General features: G+C 69.9%; 20 protein-coding genes and 1 rRNA gene. 13 read left to right on the forward strand and 8 right to left on the reverse strand.

Going from position 1 to position 20,102, the window contains the following annotated elements:
- Nucleotides 1–531 precede the first annotated feature (531 nt).
- From pstC to ACIBCM_RS25795, 4 genes are all read left to right on the forward strand, one after another.
- On the forward strand, nt 532–1,542 hold the full coding sequence (gene pstC, locus ACIBCM_RS25780; protein ID WP_399247052.1) for a phosphate ABC transporter permease subunit PstC: 1,011 nt from the start codon (nt 532–534) through the stop codon (nt 1,540–1,542).
- On the forward strand, nt 1,539–2,618 hold the full coding sequence (pstA, locus tag ACIBCM_RS25785; RefSeq protein ID WP_399247054.1) for a phosphate ABC transporter permease PstA: 1,080 nt from the start codon (nt 1,539–1,541) through the stop codon (nt 2,616–2,618). Before pstC ends, pstA begins: the two co-directional genes overlap by 4 nt.
- 30 nt (nt 2,619–2,648) lie before the next feature.
- On the forward strand, nt 2,649–3,425 hold the full coding sequence (pstB, locus tag ACIBCM_RS25790; RefSeq protein WP_399247056.1) for a phosphate ABC transporter ATP-binding protein PstB: 777 nt from the start codon (nt 2,649–2,651) through the stop codon (nt 3,423–3,425).
- Nucleotides 3,426–3,698: 273 nt separating this feature from the next.
- On the forward strand, nt 3,699–3,971 hold the full coding sequence (locus ACIBCM_RS25795) for a hypothetical protein (protein WP_399247058.1): 273 nt from the start codon (nt 3,699–3,701) through the stop codon (nt 3,969–3,971).
- A 92-nt stretch (nt 3,972–4,063) separates the two neighbouring features.
- Here ACIBCM_RS25795 and ACIBCM_RS25800 read toward each other — a convergent pair whose 3' ends face one another.
- Both ACIBCM_RS25800 and ACIBCM_RS25805 read right to left on the reverse strand, forming a co-directional pair.
- Nucleotides 4,064–5,062 (reverse strand): anion permease, encoded by a 999-nt coding sequence (locus tag ACIBCM_RS25800; protein WP_399247060.1) that lies wholly within the window; start codon nt 5,060–5,062, stop codon nt 4,064–4,066.
- Nucleotides 5,063–5,067: 5 nt separating this feature from the next.
- On the reverse strand, nt 5,068–5,688 hold the full coding sequence (locus ACIBCM_RS25805; RefSeq protein ID WP_399247062.1) for a DUF47 domain-containing protein: 621 nt from the start codon (nt 5,686–5,688) through the stop codon (nt 5,068–5,070).
- A gap of 436 nt (nt 5,689–6,124) precedes the next feature.
- On the opposite strand from ACIBCM_RS25805, the gene ACIBCM_RS25810 reads away from it, so the two are divergent.
- Complete coding sequence (locus ACIBCM_RS25810; RefSeq protein ID WP_399247064.1) at nt 6,125–6,490, forward strand: metal-sensitive transcriptional regulator; 366 nt, start codon at nt 6,125–6,127, stop codon at nt 6,488–6,490.
- A gap of 276 nt (nt 6,491–6,766) precedes the next feature.
- Here ACIBCM_RS25810 and ACIBCM_RS25815 read toward each other — a convergent pair whose 3' ends face one another.
- Nucleotides 6,767–6,943, reverse strand: coding sequence for a hypothetical protein (locus ACIBCM_RS25815; protein ID WP_399247066.1), 177 nt, complete (start codon nt 6,941–6,943; stop codon nt 6,767–6,769).
- Nucleotides 6,944–7,023: 80 nt separating this feature from the next.
- Nucleotides 7,024–7,854 carry a hypothetical protein gene (locus tag ACIBCM_RS25820; RefSeq protein WP_399247068.1) on the reverse strand — a complete coding sequence of 277 codons (831 nt, stop codon included), beginning with the start codon at nt 7,852–7,854 and terminating at the stop codon, nt 7,024–7,026.
- Nucleotides 7,855–8,003: 149 nt separating this feature from the next.
- Between ACIBCM_RS25820 and ACIBCM_RS25825 the strand changes: the two genes are divergently transcribed.
- Nucleotides 8,004–8,201 carry a hypothetical protein gene (locus tag ACIBCM_RS25825; RefSeq protein WP_399247070.1) on the forward strand — a complete coding sequence of 66 codons (198 nt, stop codon included), beginning with the start codon at nt 8,004–8,006 and terminating at the stop codon, nt 8,199–8,201.
- Between the two features lie 603 nt (nt 8,202–8,804).
- Nucleotides 8,805–9,122: a hypothetical protein gene (locus tag ACIBCM_RS25830; protein ID WP_399247072.1), complete on the forward strand. Its 318-nt coding sequence runs from the start codon at nt 8,805–8,807 to the stop codon at nt 9,120–9,122.
- 112 nt (nt 9,123–9,234) lie between these two features.
- On the opposite strand, the gene ACIBCM_RS25835 is transcribed toward ACIBCM_RS25830, so the two are convergent.
- Complete coding sequence (locus ACIBCM_RS25835; protein WP_399247074.1) at nt 9,235–10,005, reverse strand: phosphatase PAP2 family protein; 771 nt, start codon at nt 10,003–10,005, stop codon at nt 9,235–9,237.
- 272 nt (nt 10,006–10,277) lie between these two features.
- On the reverse strand, nt 10,278–11,294 hold the full coding sequence (locus ACIBCM_RS25840; RefSeq protein WP_399247106.1) for an NlpC/P60 family protein: 1,017 nt from the start codon (nt 11,292–11,294) through the stop codon (nt 10,278–10,280).
- Between the two features lie 735 nt (nt 11,295–12,029).
- On the opposite strand from ACIBCM_RS25840, the gene ACIBCM_RS25845 reads away from it, so the two are divergent.
- The 6 genes from ACIBCM_RS25845 to ACIBCM_RS25870 all read left to right on the forward strand — a co-directional run bounded on the left by ACIBCM_RS25845 (nt 12,030) and on the right by ACIBCM_RS25870 (nt 19,317).
- Entirely contained in the window at nt 12,030–12,338 is a 309-nt protein-coding gene (locus ACIBCM_RS25845; protein WP_399247076.1) for a hypothetical protein, read from the forward strand.
- Between the two features lie 195 nt (nt 12,339–12,533).
- Nucleotides 12,534–13,394: a hypothetical protein gene (locus ACIBCM_RS25850; protein ID WP_399247078.1), complete on the forward strand. Its 861-nt coding sequence runs from the start codon at nt 12,534–12,536 to the stop codon at nt 13,392–13,394.
- The gene (locus tag ACIBCM_RS25855; protein WP_399247080.1) at nt 13,384–14,676 is read left to right on the forward strand and encodes a hypothetical protein; all 1,293 of its coding nucleotides are present in this window, start codon (nt 13,384–13,386) and stop codon (nt 14,674–14,676) included. Before ACIBCM_RS25850 ends, ACIBCM_RS25855 begins: the two co-directional genes overlap by 11 nt.
- A 5-nt stretch (nt 14,677–14,681) precedes the next feature.
- The gene (locus ACIBCM_RS25860; RefSeq protein WP_399247082.1) at nt 14,682–16,235 is read left to right on the forward strand and encodes an SCO6880 family protein; all 1,554 of its coding nucleotides are present in this window, start codon (nt 14,682–14,684) and stop codon (nt 16,233–16,235) included.
- An 18-nt stretch (nt 16,236–16,253) separates the two neighbouring features.
- Nucleotides 16,254–17,666 (forward strand): ATP-binding protein, encoded by a 1,413-nt coding sequence (locus ACIBCM_RS25865; RefSeq protein ID WP_399247084.1) that lies wholly within the window; start codon nt 16,254–16,256, stop codon nt 17,664–17,666.
- Nucleotide 17,667: 1 nt separating this feature from the next.
- Nucleotides 17,668–19,317 (forward strand): type IV secretory system conjugative DNA transfer family protein, encoded by a 1,650-nt coding sequence (locus tag ACIBCM_RS25870; RefSeq protein WP_399247086.1) that lies wholly within the window; start codon nt 17,668–17,670, stop codon nt 19,315–19,317.
- A gap of 38 nt (nt 19,318–19,355) precedes the next feature.
- On the opposite strand, the gene ACIBCM_RS25875 is transcribed toward ACIBCM_RS25870, so the two are convergent.
- Both ACIBCM_RS25875 and rrf read right to left on the reverse strand, forming a co-directional pair.
- Complete coding sequence (locus tag ACIBCM_RS25875) at nt 19,356–19,772, reverse strand: peptidoglycan-binding domain-containing protein (protein ID WP_399247088.1); 417 nt, start codon at nt 19,770–19,772, stop codon at nt 19,356–19,358.
- 243 nt (nt 19,773–20,015) lie between these two features.
- Nucleotides 20,016–20,102: ribosomal RNA gene (rrf, locus tag ACIBCM_RS25880) — 5S ribosomal RNA — on the reverse strand; the annotation flags it as partial.

The following is a 20,102-nucleotide window of genomic DNA, read 5'->3' on the forward strand; positions in this document are numbered from 1 at the left end:
CCTCCGGGCGGCGGTTTACGCCCGTTGCCGGGTCTTTTCAACGGCTCGGTGCGGGGTTCCGGGGGGGGGGGGGGGCCCCCCGGGGGCCCCGGGGGGGGGGGCGCCCCCCCCCACCGGCCCCCCCCCCACCACCCCGCCCCCCACCGCACCACCCGACCGGCCCGCACCGGCCCACACCGGTGAGGACGCCCACCAGCCGCCCGGCCACACCACCGCGCCCACCGCGGCCGGCGGCCCCGGCTGATACGGCAGCCAGACGTACCGGCCGGGGCCGTACCGACGGGCCGTACAGCGGTCGAACCAGCCGTACAGCGGTCGCCAGCACACCGACCGCACCACAGCAGCAGGACCGCGAACCCGGTTAGCAGAACCGCAACCCAACAGAACAACAAACAACAGAACAACAGACGACAACGGCGGACCACGGGCCACCGGCCCCCCAGCCGGCCCCGGCCCCGACCTTCGCCACCCACCCCATCCGGTGCACCGCCGCCAGGGGAGCCACCGCTCCCCCACACAGACCGGAAAGACATGCCTTCCACCACACCCATAGAACCTCTGGACTCCCCTCCCCCGGGACCGGCCGCTCCGCCCGTCACCAGGAACGGAAGCTCCACCGGCCGCGCGGGCGACAAGATCTTCCTCGGTCTGTCCCGCGGCTCCGGCATTCTGCTCCTGGTGATCATGGCGTCGATCGCCGTGTTCCTCACCTATCGCGCCGCGATCGCGATCTCGAAGGACGAGGGCAACTTCCTCACCACCTTCGACTGGAACCCCGCGGGCGACCCGCCCGTGTTCGGGATCGCCGTACTCCTCTTCGGCACGGTCGTCAGCTCGGTCATCGCGATGGTCATCGCGGTCCCGGTCGCGGTCGGCATCGCGCTGTTCATCTCGCACTACGCGCCGCGCAAGCTCGCCGCCCCCATCGCGTACGTCGTCGATCTGCTGGCCGCCGTGCCGTCGATCATCTACGGCATCTGGGGCGCGCTCTTCCTCGTCCCGTATCTGGAGGGCCTCAACCTCTGGCTGGACGACTTCTTCGGCTGGACCTACATCTTCGAGAAGACCGAGATCGGTGTCGCCCGCTCGCTGTTCACCGTGGGCATCCTGCTCGCGATCATGATCCTGCCGATCGTGACCAGCGTCAGCCGTGAGGTCTTCCTCCAGGTCCCCCGTACGAATGAAGAAGCGGCCCTCGCGCTCGGCGCGACCCGCTGGGAGGTCATCCGGATGTCGGTCCTCCCCTTCGGCCGCTCCGGTGTCATCTCCGCCTCGATGCTGGGCCTCGGGCGCGCGCTCGGCGAGACGATGGCCGTCGCCACGGTCCTCTCGCCGAGCTTCGTCATCTCGGCCCATCTGCTCAACCCGGGCGGAGGCACCTTCGCCCAGAACATCGCCGCGAAGTTCGACGAGGCCAATGAGCTGGGGCGCGACGCCCTGATCGCCTCCGGACTCGTGCTGTTCATCCTCACCCTGCTGGTCAACGGCGCGGCCCGGCTGATCATCGCCCGCCGCAAGGAGTACTCGGGGGCCAACGCATGACCCGGACAGCAGCAGTACAGGACCGGCCGAACCCGGCCACAACCGGCAGGCGCGACGGCCTCACCAGCCGTTCCCTGCCCCGCTGGGCACCGGCCGGATTCGCCGCCGTCGGCATCGTGCTGGGCTGTGGCCTCGGCGCGGTCGCCGGCTGGCACAGCAAGACCCAGTGGGGCCTGCTCTCGGCCCTGTTCTTCATGGCCGTCTCGTACGCCGTGACATCGGTCGTCGAGAACCAGCGGCAGGCCAGGGACCGGCTGGCCACCAGCATCGTCTGGGTCTGCTTCATCCTCGCCGTCGTCCCGCTGTTCTCCCTGATCTGGGTGACCGTCAGCCGGGGTGTGAAGGTCCTCGACGGCTACTTCCTGACCCACTCCATGGCCGGAGTTCCCGGCTTCCAGCCCGGGGGCGGGGTCTACCACGCCATCATCGGCACGCTGGAGCAGGTCGGTCTCGCCACCCTGGTCTCGGTGCCGATCGGTCTGCTGACCGCGGTCTATCTCGTCGAGTACGGCAAGGGCGTGCTCGCCAAGGCCGTGACCTTCTTCGTCGACGTCATGACCGGTATCCCGTCGATCGTCGCGGGCCTCTTCGTGCTCTCCATCATGCTGATGTTCGAGCTGAGCCCGTCCGGTCTGATGGGCGCGCTGGCGCTGGCGATCCTGATGATCCCCGTCGTGGTCCGCTCCACCGAGGAGATGCTCAAGCTCGTCCCGAACGAGCTCCGCGAGGCGTCCCTCGCCCTGGGCGTACCGAAGTGGCGCACGATCCTCAAGGTGGTCATCCCGACCGCGCTCGGCGGCATCACCACCGGTGTGATGCTCGCGATCGCGCGTATCGCGGGCGAGACCGCGCCGATCATGCTGCTGGTCTTCGGCAGCCAGCTGATCAACACCAACCCGTTCGAAGGCGCCCAGTCCTCGCTCCCCTTCTACATCTGGGAGCAGTACCGGGTCGGCAGCGAGGCGTCGTACGACCGCGCCTGGGCCGCCGCCCTGGTCCTGATCGCCTTCGTCATGATCCTCAACCTGGTCGCCCGCGGCATCGCCCGCTGGAAGGCCCCGAAGACCAGCCGCTGACGCGCGGCACCCGGGAAGTGAACTGAACTCATGGCCAAGCGAATCGATGTCAGCGGACTGACGGCCTTCTACGGCTCCCACAAGGCGATCGAGGACATCTCGATGACGGTGGAGCCCCGCTCGGTGACGGCCTTCATCGGCCCCTCCGGCTGCGGCAAGTCCACGTTTCTGCGCACCCTGAACCGGATGCACGAGGTCACCCCCGGTGGCCGCGTGGAGGGCAAGGTGCTCCTGGACGACGAGAATCTGTACGCCTCCAACGTCGACCCCGTCGCCGTGCGCCGCACGGTCGGCATGGTCTTCCAGCGCCCGAACCCGTTCCCGACGATGTCGATCTACGACAATGTCGCGGCGGGGCTGCGGCTGAACGGCTCGTACAGGAAGAACCAGCTCGCGGACGTCGTCGAGAAGTCGCTGAGGGGCGCGAACCTCTGGAACGAGGTGAAGGACCGCCTCAACAAGCCCGGCTCGGGTCTCTCCGGCGGCCAGCAGCAGCGTCTGTGCATCGCCCGCGCGATCGCGGTGGAGCCGGACGTCCTGCTGATGGACGAGCCGTGCTCGGCCCTCGACCCGATCTCCACGCTCGCGATCGAGGATCTGATAGGGGAGCTGAAGGAGCGCTTCACGATCGTCATCGTCACCCACAACATGCAGCAGGCCGCGCGGGTCTCCGACCGCACCGCCTTCTTCAATCTGGCGGCGGTCGGCCAGCCCGGCAAGCTGATCGAGATCGACGAAACGGAACGCATCTTCGCCAACCCCTCGGTCCAGGCGACCGAGGACTACATCTCGGGCCGCTTCGGCTGATCCCCCGGCCGCCCGCACTCCGCGCACCGCACCGCACCGCCGCGTTGCCGCTGACGCGGACCCAAGGCGTCGACGCGGCCCCAAGGCGTCCTGCGGTGCTGCATGGCGGTGCCACCGCGAGGCGAAGGGCCCGCCCCTCCCGGGGGCGGGCCCACTCGCGTGTTCCGGCACGTCCCGGGGCTCCCCGCTCACCCCGCTCCCGGGCGCGCCCTCCCCGTCTCTGTGTGACCGTGCCCATGTCAGCGCCGTGCCCGCCCCCGTACAATCCGGCCCGTGGACGACGACGAGCCGGTCTTCCGGCGGAGCAGATGGGGCACCAACCGTTACGTCTACAACTCCCGCAACCCCCTGGGCCGCGCCCTGATCGTCGCCGCCGTGCTGGCACTGGTCGCGCTGATGCTGCTGATGGCCAATCGCGCGGGGCCGTTCGCCCCTTCGCCGGACCCCGACGACCCCGGACCGCCGGACCGTCCCCTTCCCCACCGGTCGTTCCCGGCCACGGCGCCGGCTGCCCCGGGCGCCACCACCCCCGATACGGGCCCCTGAGTCCGCGGCCCTGCCCGCCGCCGGAACCCGCCGTACGCACCCGGGGACCGTCGGCCGGGGACCATCGACCGGGAACCATCGACCGGGAACCGTCAGCCGAAGACCAGGTAAACGACTCCGTAGCTCATGGCCGCCACCGCCGCGGCCGCCGGCATGGTGATGAACCAGCCGAGGACGATGTTCTTCGCGACGCCCCAGCGGACCGCTTTGACCCGCTTCGTCGCACCGGCGCCCATGATCGCCGAGGTGATCACATGGGTGGTGGAGATGGGCGCGTGGAAGAGGAAGGCGGAGCCGAACATGATCGACGCGCCGGTGGTCTCGGCGGCGAAGCCCTGGGGCGGATCCAGTTCGATGATCTTGCGGCCGAGGGTCCGCATGATGCGCCAGCCGCCGGCGTAGGTGCCGAGCGAGAGCATCACCGCACAGGAGATCTTGACCCAGGCCGGGATCGCGTCGCCCTGCTGCTCGACATCGGCGATGACGAGGGCCATCACCACGATGCCCATCGTCTTCTGCGCGTCCTGGAGACCGTGGCCGAGCGCCATCGCCGCGGCGGAGACGGTCTGGGCTATACGGAACCCCCGCTTCGCCTTGCTGGGGTTCAACCGGCGGAAGATCCACATGATCGCGACCATCACCAGATAGCCCGCGATCAGCCCGACGACCGGCGAGACGAACATCGGGATGACGATCTTCTCCAGGACCCCCGACCAGATGACCTCCGTACCTCCGGCGAGCGCGGCACCCACCATGCCGCCGAACAGCGCGTGGGAGGACGAGGACGGCAGTCCGAAGTACCACGTGATGAGGTTCCAGACGATCGCGCCCACCAGCGCGGCGAAGAGGATGCCCATCCCCTGGCTGCCGTGGGGCGTCTCGATGATCCCCTCACTGACGGTCTTGGCGACGCCCTGGCCGAGAAAGGCTCCCGCGAGGTTCATCACCGCCGCCATCACCAGCGCCACCCGCGGGGTGAGCGCACGGGTGGAGACGGAGGTCGCGATGGCGTTCGCGGAGTCGTGGAAGCCGTTGGTATAGGTGAATCCGAGCGCGACGCCGATCGTCACGATCAGAGCAAAGGTGTCCACAAGCTTCAGGACTCCTTGACCGCGATGGTCTCCACGGTGTTCGCGACATGCTCGAAGGCGTCGGCGGCCTCTTCCAGCACATCGACGATCTGCTTGAGCTTGAGCACCTCGATGGCGTCGTACTTGCCGTTGAAGAGCGTGGCCAGAAGCTTGCGGTGGATCTGGTCCGCCTGGTTCTCCAGCCGGTTGACCTCGATCCAGTACTCGGTCAGATTGTCCATGGTGCGCAGATGCGGCATGGCCTCCGCCGTCAGCTCGGCGGCCCTGGCCAGGACCTCGATCTGCTGCTCGACCCCCTTGGGCAGCTCCTCGATCTGGTAGAGCACGACGAGGTCGACGGCCTCCTCCATGAAGTCCATGATGTCGTCGAGGGAGGAGGCGAGCTTGTAGATGTCCTCGCGGTCGAAGGGCGTGATGAAGGAGGAGTTCAGCTGGTGGAAGATGGCATGGGTGGCGTCGTCGCCCGCGTGCTCCGCGGCCCGCATCCGCTCCGCGATCTCGCTCCGGGAAGAAGCATCGGCCCCGAGCAGTTCCATCAGGAGCCTGGAGCCCGTGACGATGTTGTCCGCGGACGCGGCGAACATGTCGTAAAAGCTCGTCTCCCTGGGGGTCAGACGAAATCGCACGTGGGGTCCTCGGGGTGCTTGGATTCGGACAGACTGATGCTAGGCGCATTCATCAGGCCACGGCCAACGGCGTTCCGCGTCAGCGGCCCGTACCTTCCGTCGGCTTTCTTCAGTGTCGCCCATGGATCAGTGTGATCATCATGTGGCCCCGGCAGCCATCCGCGACCCGCTTGCCCGCCCTTCGCCGCGCCCCCGGGCGCGATTCGGTACCATATACCCATGAGGGGTATGCAACCCGGTGGGCGCCCCGGTGGCTGAACACCGGGTGCCTCACCGGGTACACCGGCCGCCACCGGCCCCCGGACCGCCTTACCGCCCGCCGGACCACCGGACACGGAACGACCGGGCACGGACCCGCCGCGGCAGCGCGGCACAGCCCGGCAGACAAACACCAAAGCAGACGCCAGAACAGACGCCAGGACAACGGGAGGACCCGATGACGACCACCGAGGCGGCCGGCCCCCCGGTCAGCGACACCCCCCCGATCACGGACGCTCCGGTCACCGACCACGACAGAGGCGTTCACGGGTACCACAAGCAGAAGGACGAGCACCTCAAGCGGCTGCGCCGGATCGAGGGCCAGATCCGCGGCCTTCAGCGCATGGTCGACGAGGACGTCTACTGCATCGACATACTCACCCAGGTCTCGGCGTCCACCAAGGCCCTCCAGTCCTTCGCCCTCCAGCTTCTGGAGGAGCATCTGCGCCACTGTGTCGCCGACGCGGCCCTCAAGGGCGGCCATGAGATCGAGGCGAAGGTGGAGGAGGCCACCAAGGCCATCGCCCGCATGATGCGTACCTGACCCGGCCGTCCTTCCGGCACCGCTGCCGTCCCGCGTCCGGCGCGGGACGACGGCTCCCGGCCGACCCGGGCAACAGCCGAGTTCTCCGGTCCGCGGTGTCTGTGGTGTTTATGGCGTCTGTGGTGGCCGCGGTGTCTACGGGTACCCGTATCCGCGACTCCCGGATACGGGGAGGGCGCGACCGGGACCTCCCGGACACCGGCAGGGCACCAGGGCGCGGGCATTCGACAGGGCAGGGGCGGCGACGGCGTCGCCCCTGCCCTTACGGCATCTCCGTCAGTCCGGCTGGGCGAGCGCCGACCGCTCAGCCGCCACTTTCAGCACCTCGTCGATACGGGCCGGGCTCAGCCTCTCCCCGTCCGCGGCGGACGCCGCGATGATCAACTCGCCACACAATTCGATCTCGGCGAGGGCCACGTGGTCCTGAACCAACGTCGTACTGGGCGGAGCCACGTGCTTTCACCTCTTCCTCCGGTGTCGACTTCCTAGCGTAGGGAGTGATGCACGGACAGCGCATGGCACGTCCGGACCATTTAGGCCCTGACCCTTCCGGTGTAAATGTCTCGCCGGTCGGGCAGTCGTACGATCACCGGCGCCCCGAAGTCGTACAGAACCGTCGTCGACGTCACACCCACCGAGGCCTCCCCCTGCCCGAGGCTGAAGCGGTGCCGCACCTTCCGCAGCCGCCCCTCCTCGTCGAGATACGCGTCGAACGGCACCGTGTCCCGGGCGAACCCTTTCGCCGCCGCCACCAGGGACGCCCGCGCGTGCGGCCGTGCGAGCCTCGCGGCGTACGCGATGTCCGCCTCCCCCTGAAAGTGGCGCACCGTCGCTCCGGACAGCCGTTTCTCCCCGACGTACGTCACCTCGCGCGCGCTGCGCAGCAGCTCGGCCGCCGCGAGCGGATCGGTCGCGCCCCCGGTGACGAGATTGCCGTCCTCCAGGGTCGTCGTGTCGATCCGCACCCACTTGTCGGCCGGTACCCCCGCGCCCCGGTTCTTCATATAGAGCGCCCCGGGAGTCATCAGCTCGGTGACCGGCCGGTGCTTCACCGCGCCCGACGGCCCCTTGGGCAGCACGACGGTGAGCCGGCCCATGCGGCGACCGAAGTCGTAGCCGCCCTCGCCCTGGATCGTGACCCGCGTACCGCCCGTGACCGTCTCGATCGAGGTACGCGCCCGGGCGCTGCCCGCCTCGATCAGGGTGTCCGCCGCCCGGACGACGGCGGCCGCCCGCCCCCCGGCCGGCCCCGGGCTCCCGCCGGTCACGGCGTCCGCCGAACAGCCGCCGACCGCCAGCGCCCCCAGTACGACGGCGGTGACGGTGAACAACCCGCCTCCGCGCCCGTGCCCCTGCGCCACCATCGTCTGCCAACCCCCAACACCGGAACCGCTGATCCGCCGGAGACCTCCGCCCGTCCCGCCTAACGACCGCCGGGGCCCCTCGTCACGCGGCGGGCCCCGTGGCGCGTACCCGGGGGTCCGTGGACGGGCGGCACCAGTACCGTGGAGATGTGCCTCCGCAAGCCTCCCCCGACGACACTCCGGCGCCTCCCCCCACCCACCGCACCACGACCACCGAACGGGGCTCGTTCGCCCTGGCCCTGTGCGGCTGCGGCTGGCGCGGACCGGCCCGGCGCTCCCGCGAACGGGCCCGCCAGGACGCCGCACAGCACTCCTCCGCACCGCTCGCGGGGGCGGCCCTTCCCTGAAGGCCGTCCCGCCGGGCCTCCGGCGGGCGCGCCTGCCCTGAGCCCTGGAGTCCGCGGGCTTCCCACACCGCCTTGCCGTGCCGCGCCCGTACGGCGGCCTCGCGCCGCACCGCACCGGAGGCCGGGGGCTCACCGGCACACCCTTTCCGTCACCGCACCGGCCGATGGCCGAGCGCCGGGACAGCGGCGAGCGGGTCGGGCCCGCTGCGGCGCTCTCCCCGGACGGCGGCCTGCTCCACCGGCCGGCACCCGACACCCGACACCCGGCTACGGGGTACTCCGGGAACCCTCGCCGGACCCGGCACCCCGCCCCGGCGCCCGGTGAACGGCACCCCCGCGCCGCGCCCCGGCCGTATCTCCGCCGCCGGTACCCCTCCGTACCGAACGCTCCCCGTCGCACAACCGGCTCGGACCGCGTGCGGTACGGGCGCAGGGGACTCCGTACGCGTACGACCTGCCCCGCCCCGATCCGCCGGGAGCACGCGACGCCGCTCAACGCGGCCGGGTCGCCCGGACGGAGGCGTCTGGATGGCCGAAGCGGGACCGGACCGGTGCCCTGGATATCAAAGGCCCCTTTCCCCCCCCGTCCCGAGGATGCCTCCCATGACCCGATCCACAGACCACGACGGCCCGAACCGCCCGGCGGACCGTCCGACGGCCCTCATATCCCCGGCCGCCACCAGGCACTACGTCTCAAAAGGCGGGCGTATGGCCACGCTGACGGCGACCACGGCGCTGGCCCTGGCGCTCCCGCTGAGCGGGGGCGCGTCCGCCGCCACCCCCGGCCCCGTCCCGACCGCGTCCAAGCCGGACGGACCGATCGAGAGTTCGCTCGCCGTCGGTGCCACCGGGGTGATAGCCGGGGCGAGCACGGTCCTGATCGTGCGCCGTCATCAGCGCCGCACCCGGGGCCGCCGCTGAGCCCCGCCGTACTCTCCCGCCCGAAGGCCGTGGCGCCCACGGGCGACGGCGCGGATCCCGGCGCCCGCGAGGATGGGACGCCCGGCACCGTACTTCTTGCCCGTCCGGCGGCTCAGGCGGCCAGATCCTTCTCCCCCGTACCGTCGGAGCGCGGCTCGGGAATGCCGAGCGGCTCCGTCCGGCCCGCGCCCGCACCGGGGGCGGGCCGCTTCGACCGTACGAGCCATCCCGTACGCCCGGACGCGGCGACCGCCGAGACCAGCGGGGTCAGCAGGGCCTGTGCGAGAGGCGCAAGCAGCAGGGTGACCGCGGTACCGAGGGCGAATCCGCCGATCACGTCGGTCGGGTAGTGGACCCCCATGTAGACCCGCAGAAAACCCTCGGCGAGCGCCAGCCCGAGCGCCGCGAAGCCGAACTTCCGGTGGGCGAGGAAGACGGCGACGGCGATTGCCATCGCCATCGTGGAGTGATCGCTGACGAAGGAGTAGTCGGTCTTCCCGGTGACCAGGACCTCAAGGCTCTTGTGGTCCACGAACGGCCGAGGTCTCTCCACGAAGCCGCGGATGGGGATGTTGATCAGCAGCGCGACACCCGCGGCGAGCGGCGCCCAGACGAGCCCGGCGACACCCGCGACGGACTCCTCGGCGCTCGCGCGGCGGCGGACGCTCCACCAGCACCAGAGCGCGACGACGACAAGCCCGAGCATGATGCCGTACTCACCGATGAACCCCATGATCCGGTCGAACCAGGGGGGAGCGGCCTTCGCCAGGCCGTTGATGTCATGAAGCAGGCTGAGATCGGGCCCCGAGGCCCCTCTCGACTCCGCCAGGGAAAACCCCACCTCCGACTCCGCCGGGGAGACCCCCGTTGCGAGTCCAGCCATCTGCCGCGGCCCCTTGCCTTGAATTGCCGTGTCGTCGTCCTGCGCCGGCGCACCCGCGCGCGGCGCTCCACCACCCCCGTGGTCAGCGCCCGGTCACCGCCGCGCGGGGTCCTCACCCGATCGTCGCGGCCGCTCCGTCCAGGGAACGGCTCGTTCGGCGTGTACGTTCCATTCTCTACCGAACGATCACCATGACGTTATCGAAGAGAAACACATCACCGCAGCTCAGGGCCTTGGCCTAACAGAGAGTTCCGGCCAGACCCGACGCTCCGTCACGCCTGCGGGGGCTGCGTGGGGAGCGATTTCGCGCCATCTTCGGTGACTCTGGTCGCCCCGAAGTAGTCCGCGGTGTCGATCTTGCCGAACCGGATCACCGCACCGGGTCGCGGTGCGTCGATCATGTACCCGCCACCGACATAGATGCCGACGTGTCTGATGGCCCGTGAGTTGGTCAGGTCGTCCGAGAAGAAGACGAGGTCACCGGGGAGCAGTTCCTCGCGCGAGGGATGCGGCCCCGCGTTGTACTGGTCGTTCGCCACCCGCGGCAGCTCGATCCCCACCGTACGGTACGCGGCCTGGGTCAGCCCCGAACAGTCGAACCGCCCGCCGTGCTCGGGCGTCCCGTTCCCGCCCCACAGATACTTCGTGCCGAGCTTCTGCTGGGCGAAGTTGATCGCCCCCGCCGCCTGCCGTGAGGGATCCACCTGCCCGACCGGCCGTGCGAAGCTCTTCTCCAGGGTGCGGATGACCTTCACATAGTTCTGCGTCTCCTTGTACGGGGGGACTCCGCCGTACTTGATGACCGCGTACGCCCCCGCGTTGTAGGCGGCGAGCATATTGTTCGTCGGGTCGCCGGGTGCCTTCTTCACATAGCCGGCCAGTTTGCAGTCGTACGAAGCGGCCGACGGAATGGCGTCCGCCGGATCCCAGACGTCCCGGTCCCCGTCCTTGTCCCCGTCGACACCGTGTGCCGCCCAGGTCCCGGGGATGAACTGCGCGATGCCCTGCGCGGCCGCGTGGCTCTGCGCCCGGGGGTTCCAGCCGCTCTCCTGGTACAGCTGCGCGGCGAGCAGGGCGGGGTTGATGGCGGGGCAGAGGTTGCCCCACTGCTGCACGAGCGGCTGGTAGCGGGCCGGCACGGCCCCCTTGGCGAGGCCGACGGATCCGTTCTTGCCGCCCCCGCCCCCGAAGAGCCCGGCGGCGGCGGAGTACGTACCCACGACGAGCAGCGCGAGAAACGCGAGACACGCCCCGAAGGACACGCCCGCGACCAGCCACGCCTTACGCACCGTCAACCGCCCTTCACCCCGGGGGAGTCCGCCGCCCCGCGCCAGTGTAGGTGGGGTGGCCCCGATTCAGGAGGCGGACGCCGGGACGCCGCACCGCCGTCGCCGTGCCCGGATGCGCTCCCCCCTGCGCCCTGCCCGTACGGGCCCGCCGTCCTGCCCGTACGACCTCACTTCCCCGTCCCGGACCGGCCCCCGCCGGGGATTCACGCACCGTCAGGATCCGTGCGGCGCCGGGCCCGGAGCGACAGACACAGGGCGGAAGGCCGATGCCCCGAGCCCGGGACAGCAGGCCGGCGCCCCGAGCCGTACGCCCGCCAAGGCGCCGCGCCGGAGGAAGGGAGGAAGGGCTGACGCCTCGGCGTACGGGAGGGAGACCCGGGGAAGGCCGGGAGGAAGGATGGAGGCGGGCGCTTCGGCGTCGGCTGGGACTCGGGCAGCCGCAAATCGGGCACCCTGTCCCCAAAACGTGAGGATCGCCCCAAAGGTGGAACAACGACAGTCATTGCCCGGAGTCACGCAGCGTGATACACAGAGTGACGGTACGGGCTCCTCACAGCGCCAACGGTTCACATTCCTCGCAGGTCAGAACGGCGAGGATCGGTCATACGTGCGGAGATCGGGTAAAGAGACCCGCCAAGTCGGCATACGCGGGCGGTTTCATCAGCGAAGATAGAGCGATGGCCCGTGCCGTGGGGCACGGGCAGCGAACAACCCGACAGGGGCGGTGAGTTACACATGATCCTGGCAGCCGAAAAGGGCGACATCACCACCATCATCGGCGGTATCGCCCCGAACTGGGGGCCGTTCGGGAGCCTGGGGAACGAGGCCCGGGTGATGATCGAGGTCGTGATGGCAGTGGCCATCCTGCTGTGCCTCGGCATCGCGATCTGGGGCGCGGCCAAACAGCGCATCGGAGCGACCGCGCTGCGCGACACGTTCAGCGCCGAGCAGGGCAAGGGCCTGATCGTCGCCGGACTGACCGGAGTCTTCATCATCGGGTCACTGGGGACGGTCTTCACGATCGTGTACGGGATGGCCGTCTGACCCACCCGCACGCCCCGGCTCATCCGCTCCCCCCTCTTCCTCCCCCGCGTGCCCGGCCCACCTTCAGAGGTTGCGTCTCCCCGATGTCGAGTCATCACACCGCGCCCGTGCGGAAAGCAGCACGACCACCGTCGTCGTACGGCACGGAGTCGTGCTGCGCGACATCCCACGAGGGGTACGAGGGGAAGTACACGCATGAGCCCCGGTGACGACCACGGCTACCGCGGCGACTCCGGCGGCCGTACCGACGACGGCTTCGGCGGTACGGGCCAGACGCGCACCCGTCTGCCCGGCGCCACCGACCCCGACGTCTACGGCGGCGCCCGCCGCCCCGTCCGTAACTCACGCTCCCTCATCACCGTCGTCGGTGTCGTGGTGCTGCTCGTCGCGGCGATCGCGTTCGCGAACCGGGGCGGCGCGGGCGACGACGAGGAACCCGCCGGCTCCGCCAAGGGCCCGGGGGCGCGGGCCACGGCGGCCACCGGTGTGAAGCCGGTGCAGGGCAGGACGGACGGCATCCCGACGGGGTACGCGAGGGACGAGCAGGGGGCGCAGAGCGCGGCGGCGAACTACGCGGTGGCCCTGGGATCCGACGGCATGTACGACAAGACCCGCCGGAACAGAATCGTGGACACCGTGTACGCGCCCGAGGTCGCGAAGGCCCGCAGGTCCGATCTCGACAAGGTCTACTCCGACGAGAAGTTCCTCACCGGCATCGGTCTGAAGGCCGACGGCACGGCACCGGACGGAATGATGTTCGTGTCGCGCTTCAACCCCATCGGTTCCAAGACGGAGCGCTTCAACGAGAGCACCGCAAGTGTCTCGGTCTGGTACTCGGCCTTGTTCGGACTGGCCGGCGAGGATTCGAAGACCCCGGTCACCGAGAGCTGGCACACGGCCGTCCTCGACCTGAAGTGGGTCGGAGGGGACTGGAAGGTCACCGCCTACACCCAGAAGGACGGTCCGGTTCCGGTCGGACGCGACCAGAGGGCCTCAGGCTCACAGGAGATGGCCGATGCCGTCCGACAGTTCGGAGGGTTCACCTATGCGCGCTAGCCGTCGTGCTCTCCCGGTCACCGCCGCCCTCGCCGGAGTCCAGGCCGCGGCGGTGCTGCTGGCGACCCGGGCCACCGCAGCCCCGACCCCTTCCCCGTCGCCCTCACCGAGCCCGGGCAAGACGAAGCCGGGCTGCGAACTGCTGAGCGGACCGGCCCTCGACCGCTGCACCGGCGAGAACTCCAGCAACACCCCCACCAACCCCACCGACGCCCTCGACCCGCTCTCCTCCCTCGCCAAGGGCTGCGCGGACGCCGCCTCATGGACCGTCGACACCCTCTCCAAGGCCGTGAAGTCCACGGCCACCGTCGACTTCACGAACACCACCTTCCTCTCCCAGTACGCCGTCGTCTTCGCCGCGGCCACCATCCTCACGCTCCTTCTGTGGCTCCTCGCGGTCGCCAAGCGCGCCATCCGGGGCGTCCCCCTGATGACCGCCGTCTCCGAAGCCATCGGCTTCCTCTGGCTGACGGTCCTCGCCTCCGCGTTCACCCCGCTGATCCTCTACAGCCTCGTCTCCGCCACGGACGGTGTCACCGAGGTCATCGCGGGCGGCACCAAGGGCCAGACGGACATGTTCTTCGGGAACTTCTCCGAAGCCCTCAAGAAGGGCACCGACATCGGCGGCGGCCCGATCATGCTGATCGTCGTCTCACTCGTCACCGTGCTCGCCGCCGGAGTGCTCTATCTGGAACTGTTCATCCGCGCGGTGCTGCTCTACGTCGGCGCCCTCCTCGGCGTCGTCGTCTACGCCGGACTCGTCGACAAGAACATGTGGGGCCACGTCCGCCGCTGGGCCGGCATCATGATCGCGGTCATCCTGGTCAAGCCGGTCATCGTCATCGTGCTCGGCCTCGCCGGCGCCCTCTCCGCCGACAAGGGACCCGACTCCTTCTCCGCCGTCGTCTCCGGGCTCGCGATCATCATCCTGGCCATCTTCGCCTCGGCGATGATCTACCGCTTCGTCCCCGGCTTCGGCGACGAGATCGTCGCCTCCCGCAACAACCGCCTCCAGGGCGGCGCCGAGAACGCCGCGGCCGCCGTCATCAGCTCCCCCGCCGCCCTCGTCTCCCAGGGCATCAAGACCCACAGCACCCGCGGCAACCCGGGCGGCGGCGACAGCGGCGCCGCCGCCCCCCGCCCCGCCAACCCCATGGGCGGAGGCGTCGCCGCCCACAGCAGCCGCCCCACCGGCGGCACGGGAGCCGCCGCGCCCGCGCCCCGTAGCGGCACATCCGGAAGCAGCACCCCGCACAGCAACCGCAAGAGCACAGGAGGCTGAGGGCGTTGACCACCCAGTCCCATCCCATCGCGCCCCGCCGTACGTACCTCATCGGCCGCGCCCGGCCGAACGCGATCGTCGGCAAGAACCGCGAGACCGGCGAGATCGCCCTGATCATCGCCGGCGCGTTCCTCGGCATGATGAGCGGACTGCTGGTCCCCTACCTCGCTCCCCGCATCGTGCTGCTGATGGGCTTCCCCCTGCTCGCCCTCGCCGCCGTGTACGTCCCGTACAAGCACCGCACCATCTACCGGTGGTTCGAGATCAACCGCAGCTTCAAGCGCACCGTCCGCGCCGGCACCGTCTACCGCTCCGCGGCCCCCGAGGCCGGCACTCGCGCCGACGGACGCGAGGTCGAGATCGGCCCGCCCCCCGGCATCGGCCGCATCAGCTGGCTCGCCGCCCCCTTCGGACCCGACGAGATCGCCGTACTCCTGCACGCCGACCGCCGCACCGTCACCGCCGCCATCGAGATCGAGGGCCCCGGCGTCGGCCTGCGCGACAGCGAGGACCAGGAAGCCCTCGTCGACCGCTTCGGCACCCTTCTCAAGCATGTCGCCAACGGCGACGGCTTCGTGACCCGCATCCAGATGCTCGCCCGTACCCTCCCCGCCGACCCCGACGCCCATGCCAAGGACGTCGCCCAGCGCGGCGACACCCAGGCCCCGGTCTGGCTGCGCGACTCGTACGACCAGCTCCAGTCGATGGTCTCCACCTCCAGCGAGCAGCACCGCGCGTACCTCGTCGCCTGTATGCACTACACCCGCGAACTGGCCGCCGAGGCCAACGCCATGGCCCGCGCCGCCCGGCAGACCACCAAGTCGAGAAGGATCGACAAGGACGCGGGCCTCGCCGTCGTCATGGCCCGGGAACTGACCGACATCTGCGCCCGGCTCGCCGAGGCCGACATCCGCGTACGCCAGCCACTGGGCCAGGGCCGCCTCGCCTCCCTCGTCCACTCCATGTACGACCCCGACCACCCCATCGACCACATCCAGGCCATGACCAAGCGCAACGCCTGGCCCGCCGAACTCGATGCCATGGAGCCCACCTATCTCCAGGCCAAGACCCGGGAGTCCTCCACCCGCGCGCCCTGGTGCCACGCCACGGCCTGGGTGAAGGAGTGGCCGATGACCCCCGTCGGCGTCAACTTCCTCGCCCCCCTGCTCGTCCACACGCCCGATGTGATCCGTACGGTCGCGGTCACCATGGATCTCGAACCCACCGAGGTCGCCATCGAGCGCATGCTCACCGAGAAGACCAACGACGAGGCCGACGCCAGCCGCGCCGCCAAGATGAACCGCACCGTCGACCCCCGCGATATCGCGGCCCACGGACGGCTCGACCAGCGGGGTGAAGATCTCGCCAGCGGTGCGGCAGGCGTCAATCTCGTCGGGTACATCACTGTGTCGTCGCGTTCGCCCGAGGCTCTGGCCAGGGACAAGCGAACGATCAGGGCCTCGGCCGGCAAGTCGTATCTGAAGCTGGAGTGGTGCGACCGCGAGCACCACCGGGCCTTTGTGAACACCTTGCCGTTCGCGACCGGCATCCGCCGATAGCCGCCGTTAGGGGCCCTGATGCGAGATCCGCTGTCCGTCCTCACCGAGGCGTTCACCTCCTTCCTCTTCGGCAAGGTGGAGACGACCCGCCTGCCGGTCCGCACCTCCACCGGGCAGGCCCAGGCCGTCTATCTGCCCACCGCGGCACCCGGCCTCGGCGACTCCGGCGTGATCATCGGCCGTGAGGTCTACAGCGGCAAGGGCTATATCTACGACCCCTTCCAGCTGTACGGCCAGCAACTCCCGGCCCCCCACTGGCTCGTCCTCGGCGAGTCCGGCAACGGCAAGTCCGCGCTGGAGAAGACTTATGTCCTGCGCCAGCTCCGTTTCCGTGACCGCCAGGTCGTCGTCCTCGACGCACAGGGCGAGGACGGCGTCGGTGAATGGAACCTCGTGGCACAGGAGCTGGGCATCACGCCCATCCGCCTGGACCCCATGACGGCGCTCGACGGCGGCATCCGGCTCAACCCGCTCGACCCCGCCATCACCTCCACCGGCCAGCTCGCCCTCCTCCGTACGATCATCGAAGTCGCCATGGGCCACGGCCTCGACGAACGCTCCGGCTTCGCCCTCAAGGTCGCCCACGCCTACGTCAACGAGACCATCACCGACCGCCAGCCCGTCCTGACCGACATCGTCGAGCAGCTGCGCCACCCCGAAGCTGAGTCGGCCGAGTCGATGAACGTCGATATAGACGATGTACGGGCCTGGGGGCTGGACGTCGCCCTCGTACTGGACCGGCTCGTCGACGGTGACCTGCGGGGCATGTTCGACGGCCCGACGACCGTCGGTATCGATCTCGACGCGCCGCTGATCGTCTTCGACCTCTCCCATATCGACCGCAACTCGATCGCGATGCCCATCCTGATGGCGATCGTCGGCGTATGGCTGGAGCACACCTGGATCCGCCCCGACCGCAAGAAGCGCATCTTCCTGGTCGAAGAGGCATGGCACATCATCAACAGTCCCTTCGTCGCCCAGCTGTTCCAGCGTCTGCTCAAGTTCGGCCGGCGCCTCGGCCTGTCGTTCGTCGCCGTCGTCCACCATCTCTCCGACGTCGTCGACGGCGCGGCGGCCCGGGAAGCGGCGGCCATCCTCAAGATGGCCTCCACCCGCACCATCTACGCCCAGAAGGCGGACGAGGCCCGAGCCACCGGCCGGGTGCTCGGACTGCCACGCTGGGCCGTCGAGATCATCCCGACCCTCACCCCCGGGATCGCCGTCTGGGACGTCAACGGCAATGTCCAGGTCGTCAAACACCTCGTCACCGAGGCCGAGCGCCCACTCGTCTTCACCGACCGGGCCATGACCGAGTCCTCACGCCCGAACCTCCCCGAAGATCTGGAGGCGGCGGAGTGGGAGGCCGAGCAGCGCGCAGCCCTGATCGAGCAACAGCAACTCAACGATTCCCCCGAGTCGACGGTGGCATGAGATGGGCGAGCAGCACCAGCAGAGAACCGGCGGCGGAGGCGTCCCGGACGGCCTGCTGTTGGGGCTGCTCGGCTTCTTCCTGAGCGCATTGCTCCTGGTCTGGACGGCGACCGGTCTCGCGGGCCTGCTCGCCAAGGGCTCCTGGCCGACGGGCGTCACCTTCAAGAACACCCCCCAGGCGGTCCGTTCACTCGTCGGCTCGCCCCAGGACCTCCCCGCCGCCTGGCCTGCCACACCTCCCGTCGAGCTCTCGGGCTACGGCCTCTTCTGGGGCATCGCGATCAGTGAACTGATGGTTCTGATCGTCCTCACGATCTTCATCCTCGGCACCCTGGCCCGCTGGAAGGCCGTCCGCGCCGCCCGCAGAGACCGTATGCGCGTCCACGGGAAGGACCCGGCAGGCCCCCGCACCGCTCGCACGCCCCAGAACCAGCCGTACGAACACGAGCACCCCGCGCACCACCACACGGCACCCCGGCCCGACGCCCAGGACCTCACAGCTCCCCCGTCCACACCGTCCGACCCGCCACCCGCCCCGGGCTCCCCACAGCATCCAGCCCCGCCGGCACCCGCGGTCCCGGCAACGCCCAACGCCTCAGCGCCCCACGCCTTCGCCGAACAGGGCCCCTGGCCCCCGCGCACCGAAGGCACCTCACCCCCGGTGGCAGGGGGCCGTTCGGCCGGACAGGGATCCCCGGCGCCGTCCACTCCCCTGCCCTCCCCGCGGGTTCCCCGCGTTCTCTTCGGTGACCCGGCCACCCGCCGCCCCACCACGGTCCAGGCCGTACGGGACGCCGAGGGCGCCGCACTTGTCGTCACCTCCGACCCCACGGTGTGGGCGGAGACCAAGGACGCCCGCGCCAAACTGGGACCCGTCCTGGTCTACGACCCCGGTCATCTCTGCGACACCCCCGCCCGTCTCCACTGGTCCCCCACGGCCGGGTGCAGCGACGCCACGACCGCGGCGGCCCGCGCCACCTCCCTCCTCGCCCCGGTCCGTCCGCGTTCGGCCCTGGACGCGGCTATGGCGGACACCGCCGACACCCTCCTGCGCTGCTGGCTGCACGCTGCCGCCGTAGATGGCCGCCCGTTCAAGCAGGTCCACCGCTGGGCCCTGGGCGCCGGCGCCCAGGAAGCCGTCCGTATCCTCCGGACGCATCCCAAGGCCACCGCCGGATTCGCCGGCCTGCTGGAATCCGCCCTCACCGCCCATCCGGAACGCCGGGAGATCGCCCAGCAGTTGGTGGCCCGCGCCCTGTCATCGCTTTCCTCGATCCATATCCGAGAGGCTTGCACCCCGAACCGAACCGATTCCCTCACCTTGGAATCTTTCCTCAACGAAGGGGGAACCCTCTATCTGGTGGGCGAGCCCATTGAGGATCCCAAGGCCCACCCCGGCGCGATGCCGTTGCTGACCGCGCTGGCATCTGACGTGGTCGAGCACGGCCGCCGCGTGGCCACAGGGTCATCCGACGGTCGGCTCGACCCACCAATGACGCTCATCCTCGACGACGTCGCAGCCGTCGCTCCGTTCCCCCTGCTCCCCGACCTCCTGACGACCGGCCAGGAGGCGGGCCTCCCCACCCTGGTCCTCCTCCGCTCCGCCGAACAGGCCCGCGCCCGCTGGCCTCAGTCGGACCTGCCCGTCTAGGAACCAGACTCCGGCCCCGTGCGGAGAGCCTCAAGGCCCTACAGCCGGGCACAGCCGACAGGCGGCTGCTCCTCCCAGGCTATGAGGGCGTGCGCCATGTGATCCCGGGTCTGAGGTCCGTAGACGCCGTCAGCGGGGATGCCCTCCCGCCGCTGCACCGTGGCCACGGCGTTCCTCGTCAACGGCCCGAACTGCCCGTCGGCGGCGATATTGATCCCGTAGCACCGCCTGATCGACTGCTGCAGAACCTTCACCGCGGGACTGGCGTACCCCTGCTGCAGATGACAGTGAGTCCCGCTGCCGGACATCGGTATGCCGACGATGGAACCGTTGGCAGCGGCGATGGCCCCCGCGATGTTGCACGCGGGGCTCGCCGCGGCCGGCCCCGCCGCAGCCATGACTAACCCTGCCGCGACTCCCATCGCGGACACGATCGCCACCGGCTTCCGCTTCATGATCATGACCATGTGTCCCCCTCGGTCGATAGCACAGATGTGCGATATCCACGAAGTTAGAGGACCTCCACAGGTCGGACAAGTACCTGAACAAGACCTGGCGTGAACTAGCCAACGCCTTTCGTCGCGACCTGCCATCAGGTATCAGGGCGGTCGCGGAAACGGCCGGCCCTTCCGGCCCTATAACGCAAAAATGCCGTGGTTCCCGGACTCGTACGAGTCCGGGAACCACGGCGAATAATTGTTCGGCGGTGTCCTACTCTCCCACAGGGTCCCCCCTGCAGTACCATCGGCGCTATAAGGCTTAGCTTCCGGGTTCGGAATGTAACC

Source organism: Streptomyces sp. NPDC051018, assembly GCF_044456085.1.
Classification (GTDB): Bacteria; Actinomycetota; Actinomycetes; order Streptomycetales; family Streptomycetaceae; genus Streptomyces.

Bases quoted from the DNA above. Each gene is read 5' to 3' on its own strand.
- pstC (WP_399247052.1), top strand. From the start codon at position 532: ATGCCTTCCACCACACCCATAGAACCTCTGGACTCCCCTCCCCCGGGA.
- pstA (WP_399247054.1), top strand. From the start codon at position 1,539: ATGACCCGGACAGCAGCAGTACAGGACCGGCCGAACCCGGCCACAACC.
- pstB (WP_399247056.1), top strand. From the start codon at position 2,649: ATGGCCAAGCGAATCGATGTCAGCGGACTGACGGCCTTCTACGGCTCC.
- ACIBCM_RS25810 (WP_399247064.1), top strand. From the start codon at position 6,125: ATGACGACCACCGAGGCGGCCGGCCCCCCGGTCAGCGACACCCCCCCG.
- ACIBCM_RS25820 (WP_399247068.1), bottom strand. From the start codon at position 7,854: ATGGTGGCGCAGGGGCACGGGCGCGGAGGCGGGTTGTTCACCGTCACC.
- ACIBCM_RS25830 (WP_399247072.1), top strand. From the start codon at position 8,805: ATGACCCGATCCACAGACCACGACGGCCCGAACCGCCCGGCGGACCGT.
- ACIBCM_RS25835 (WP_399247074.1), bottom strand. From the start codon at position 10,005: ATGGCTGGACTCGCAACGGGGGTCTCCCCGGCGGAGTCGGAGGTGGGG.
- ACIBCM_RS25845 (WP_399247076.1), top strand. From the start codon at position 12,030: ATGATCCTGGCAGCCGAAAAGGGCGACATCACCACCATCATCGGCGGT.
- ACIBCM_RS25850 (WP_399247078.1), top strand. From the start codon at position 12,534: ATGAGCCCCGGTGACGACCACGGCTACCGCGGCGACTCCGGCGGCCGT.
- ACIBCM_RS25855 (WP_399247080.1), top strand. From the start codon at position 13,384: ATGCGCGCTAGCCGTCGTGCTCTCCCGGTCACCGCCGCCCTCGCCGGA.
- ACIBCM_RS25865 (WP_399247084.1), top strand. From the start codon at position 16,254: ATGCGAGATCCGCTGTCCGTCCTCACCGAGGCGTTCACCTCCTTCCTC.
- ACIBCM_RS25870 (WP_399247086.1), top strand. From the start codon at position 17,668: ATGGGCGAGCAGCACCAGCAGAGAACCGGCGGCGGAGGCGTCCCGGAC.
- ACIBCM_RS25875 (WP_399247088.1), bottom strand. From the start codon at position 19,772: ATGAAGCGGAAGCCGGTGGCGATCGTGTCCGCGATGGGAGTCGCGGCA.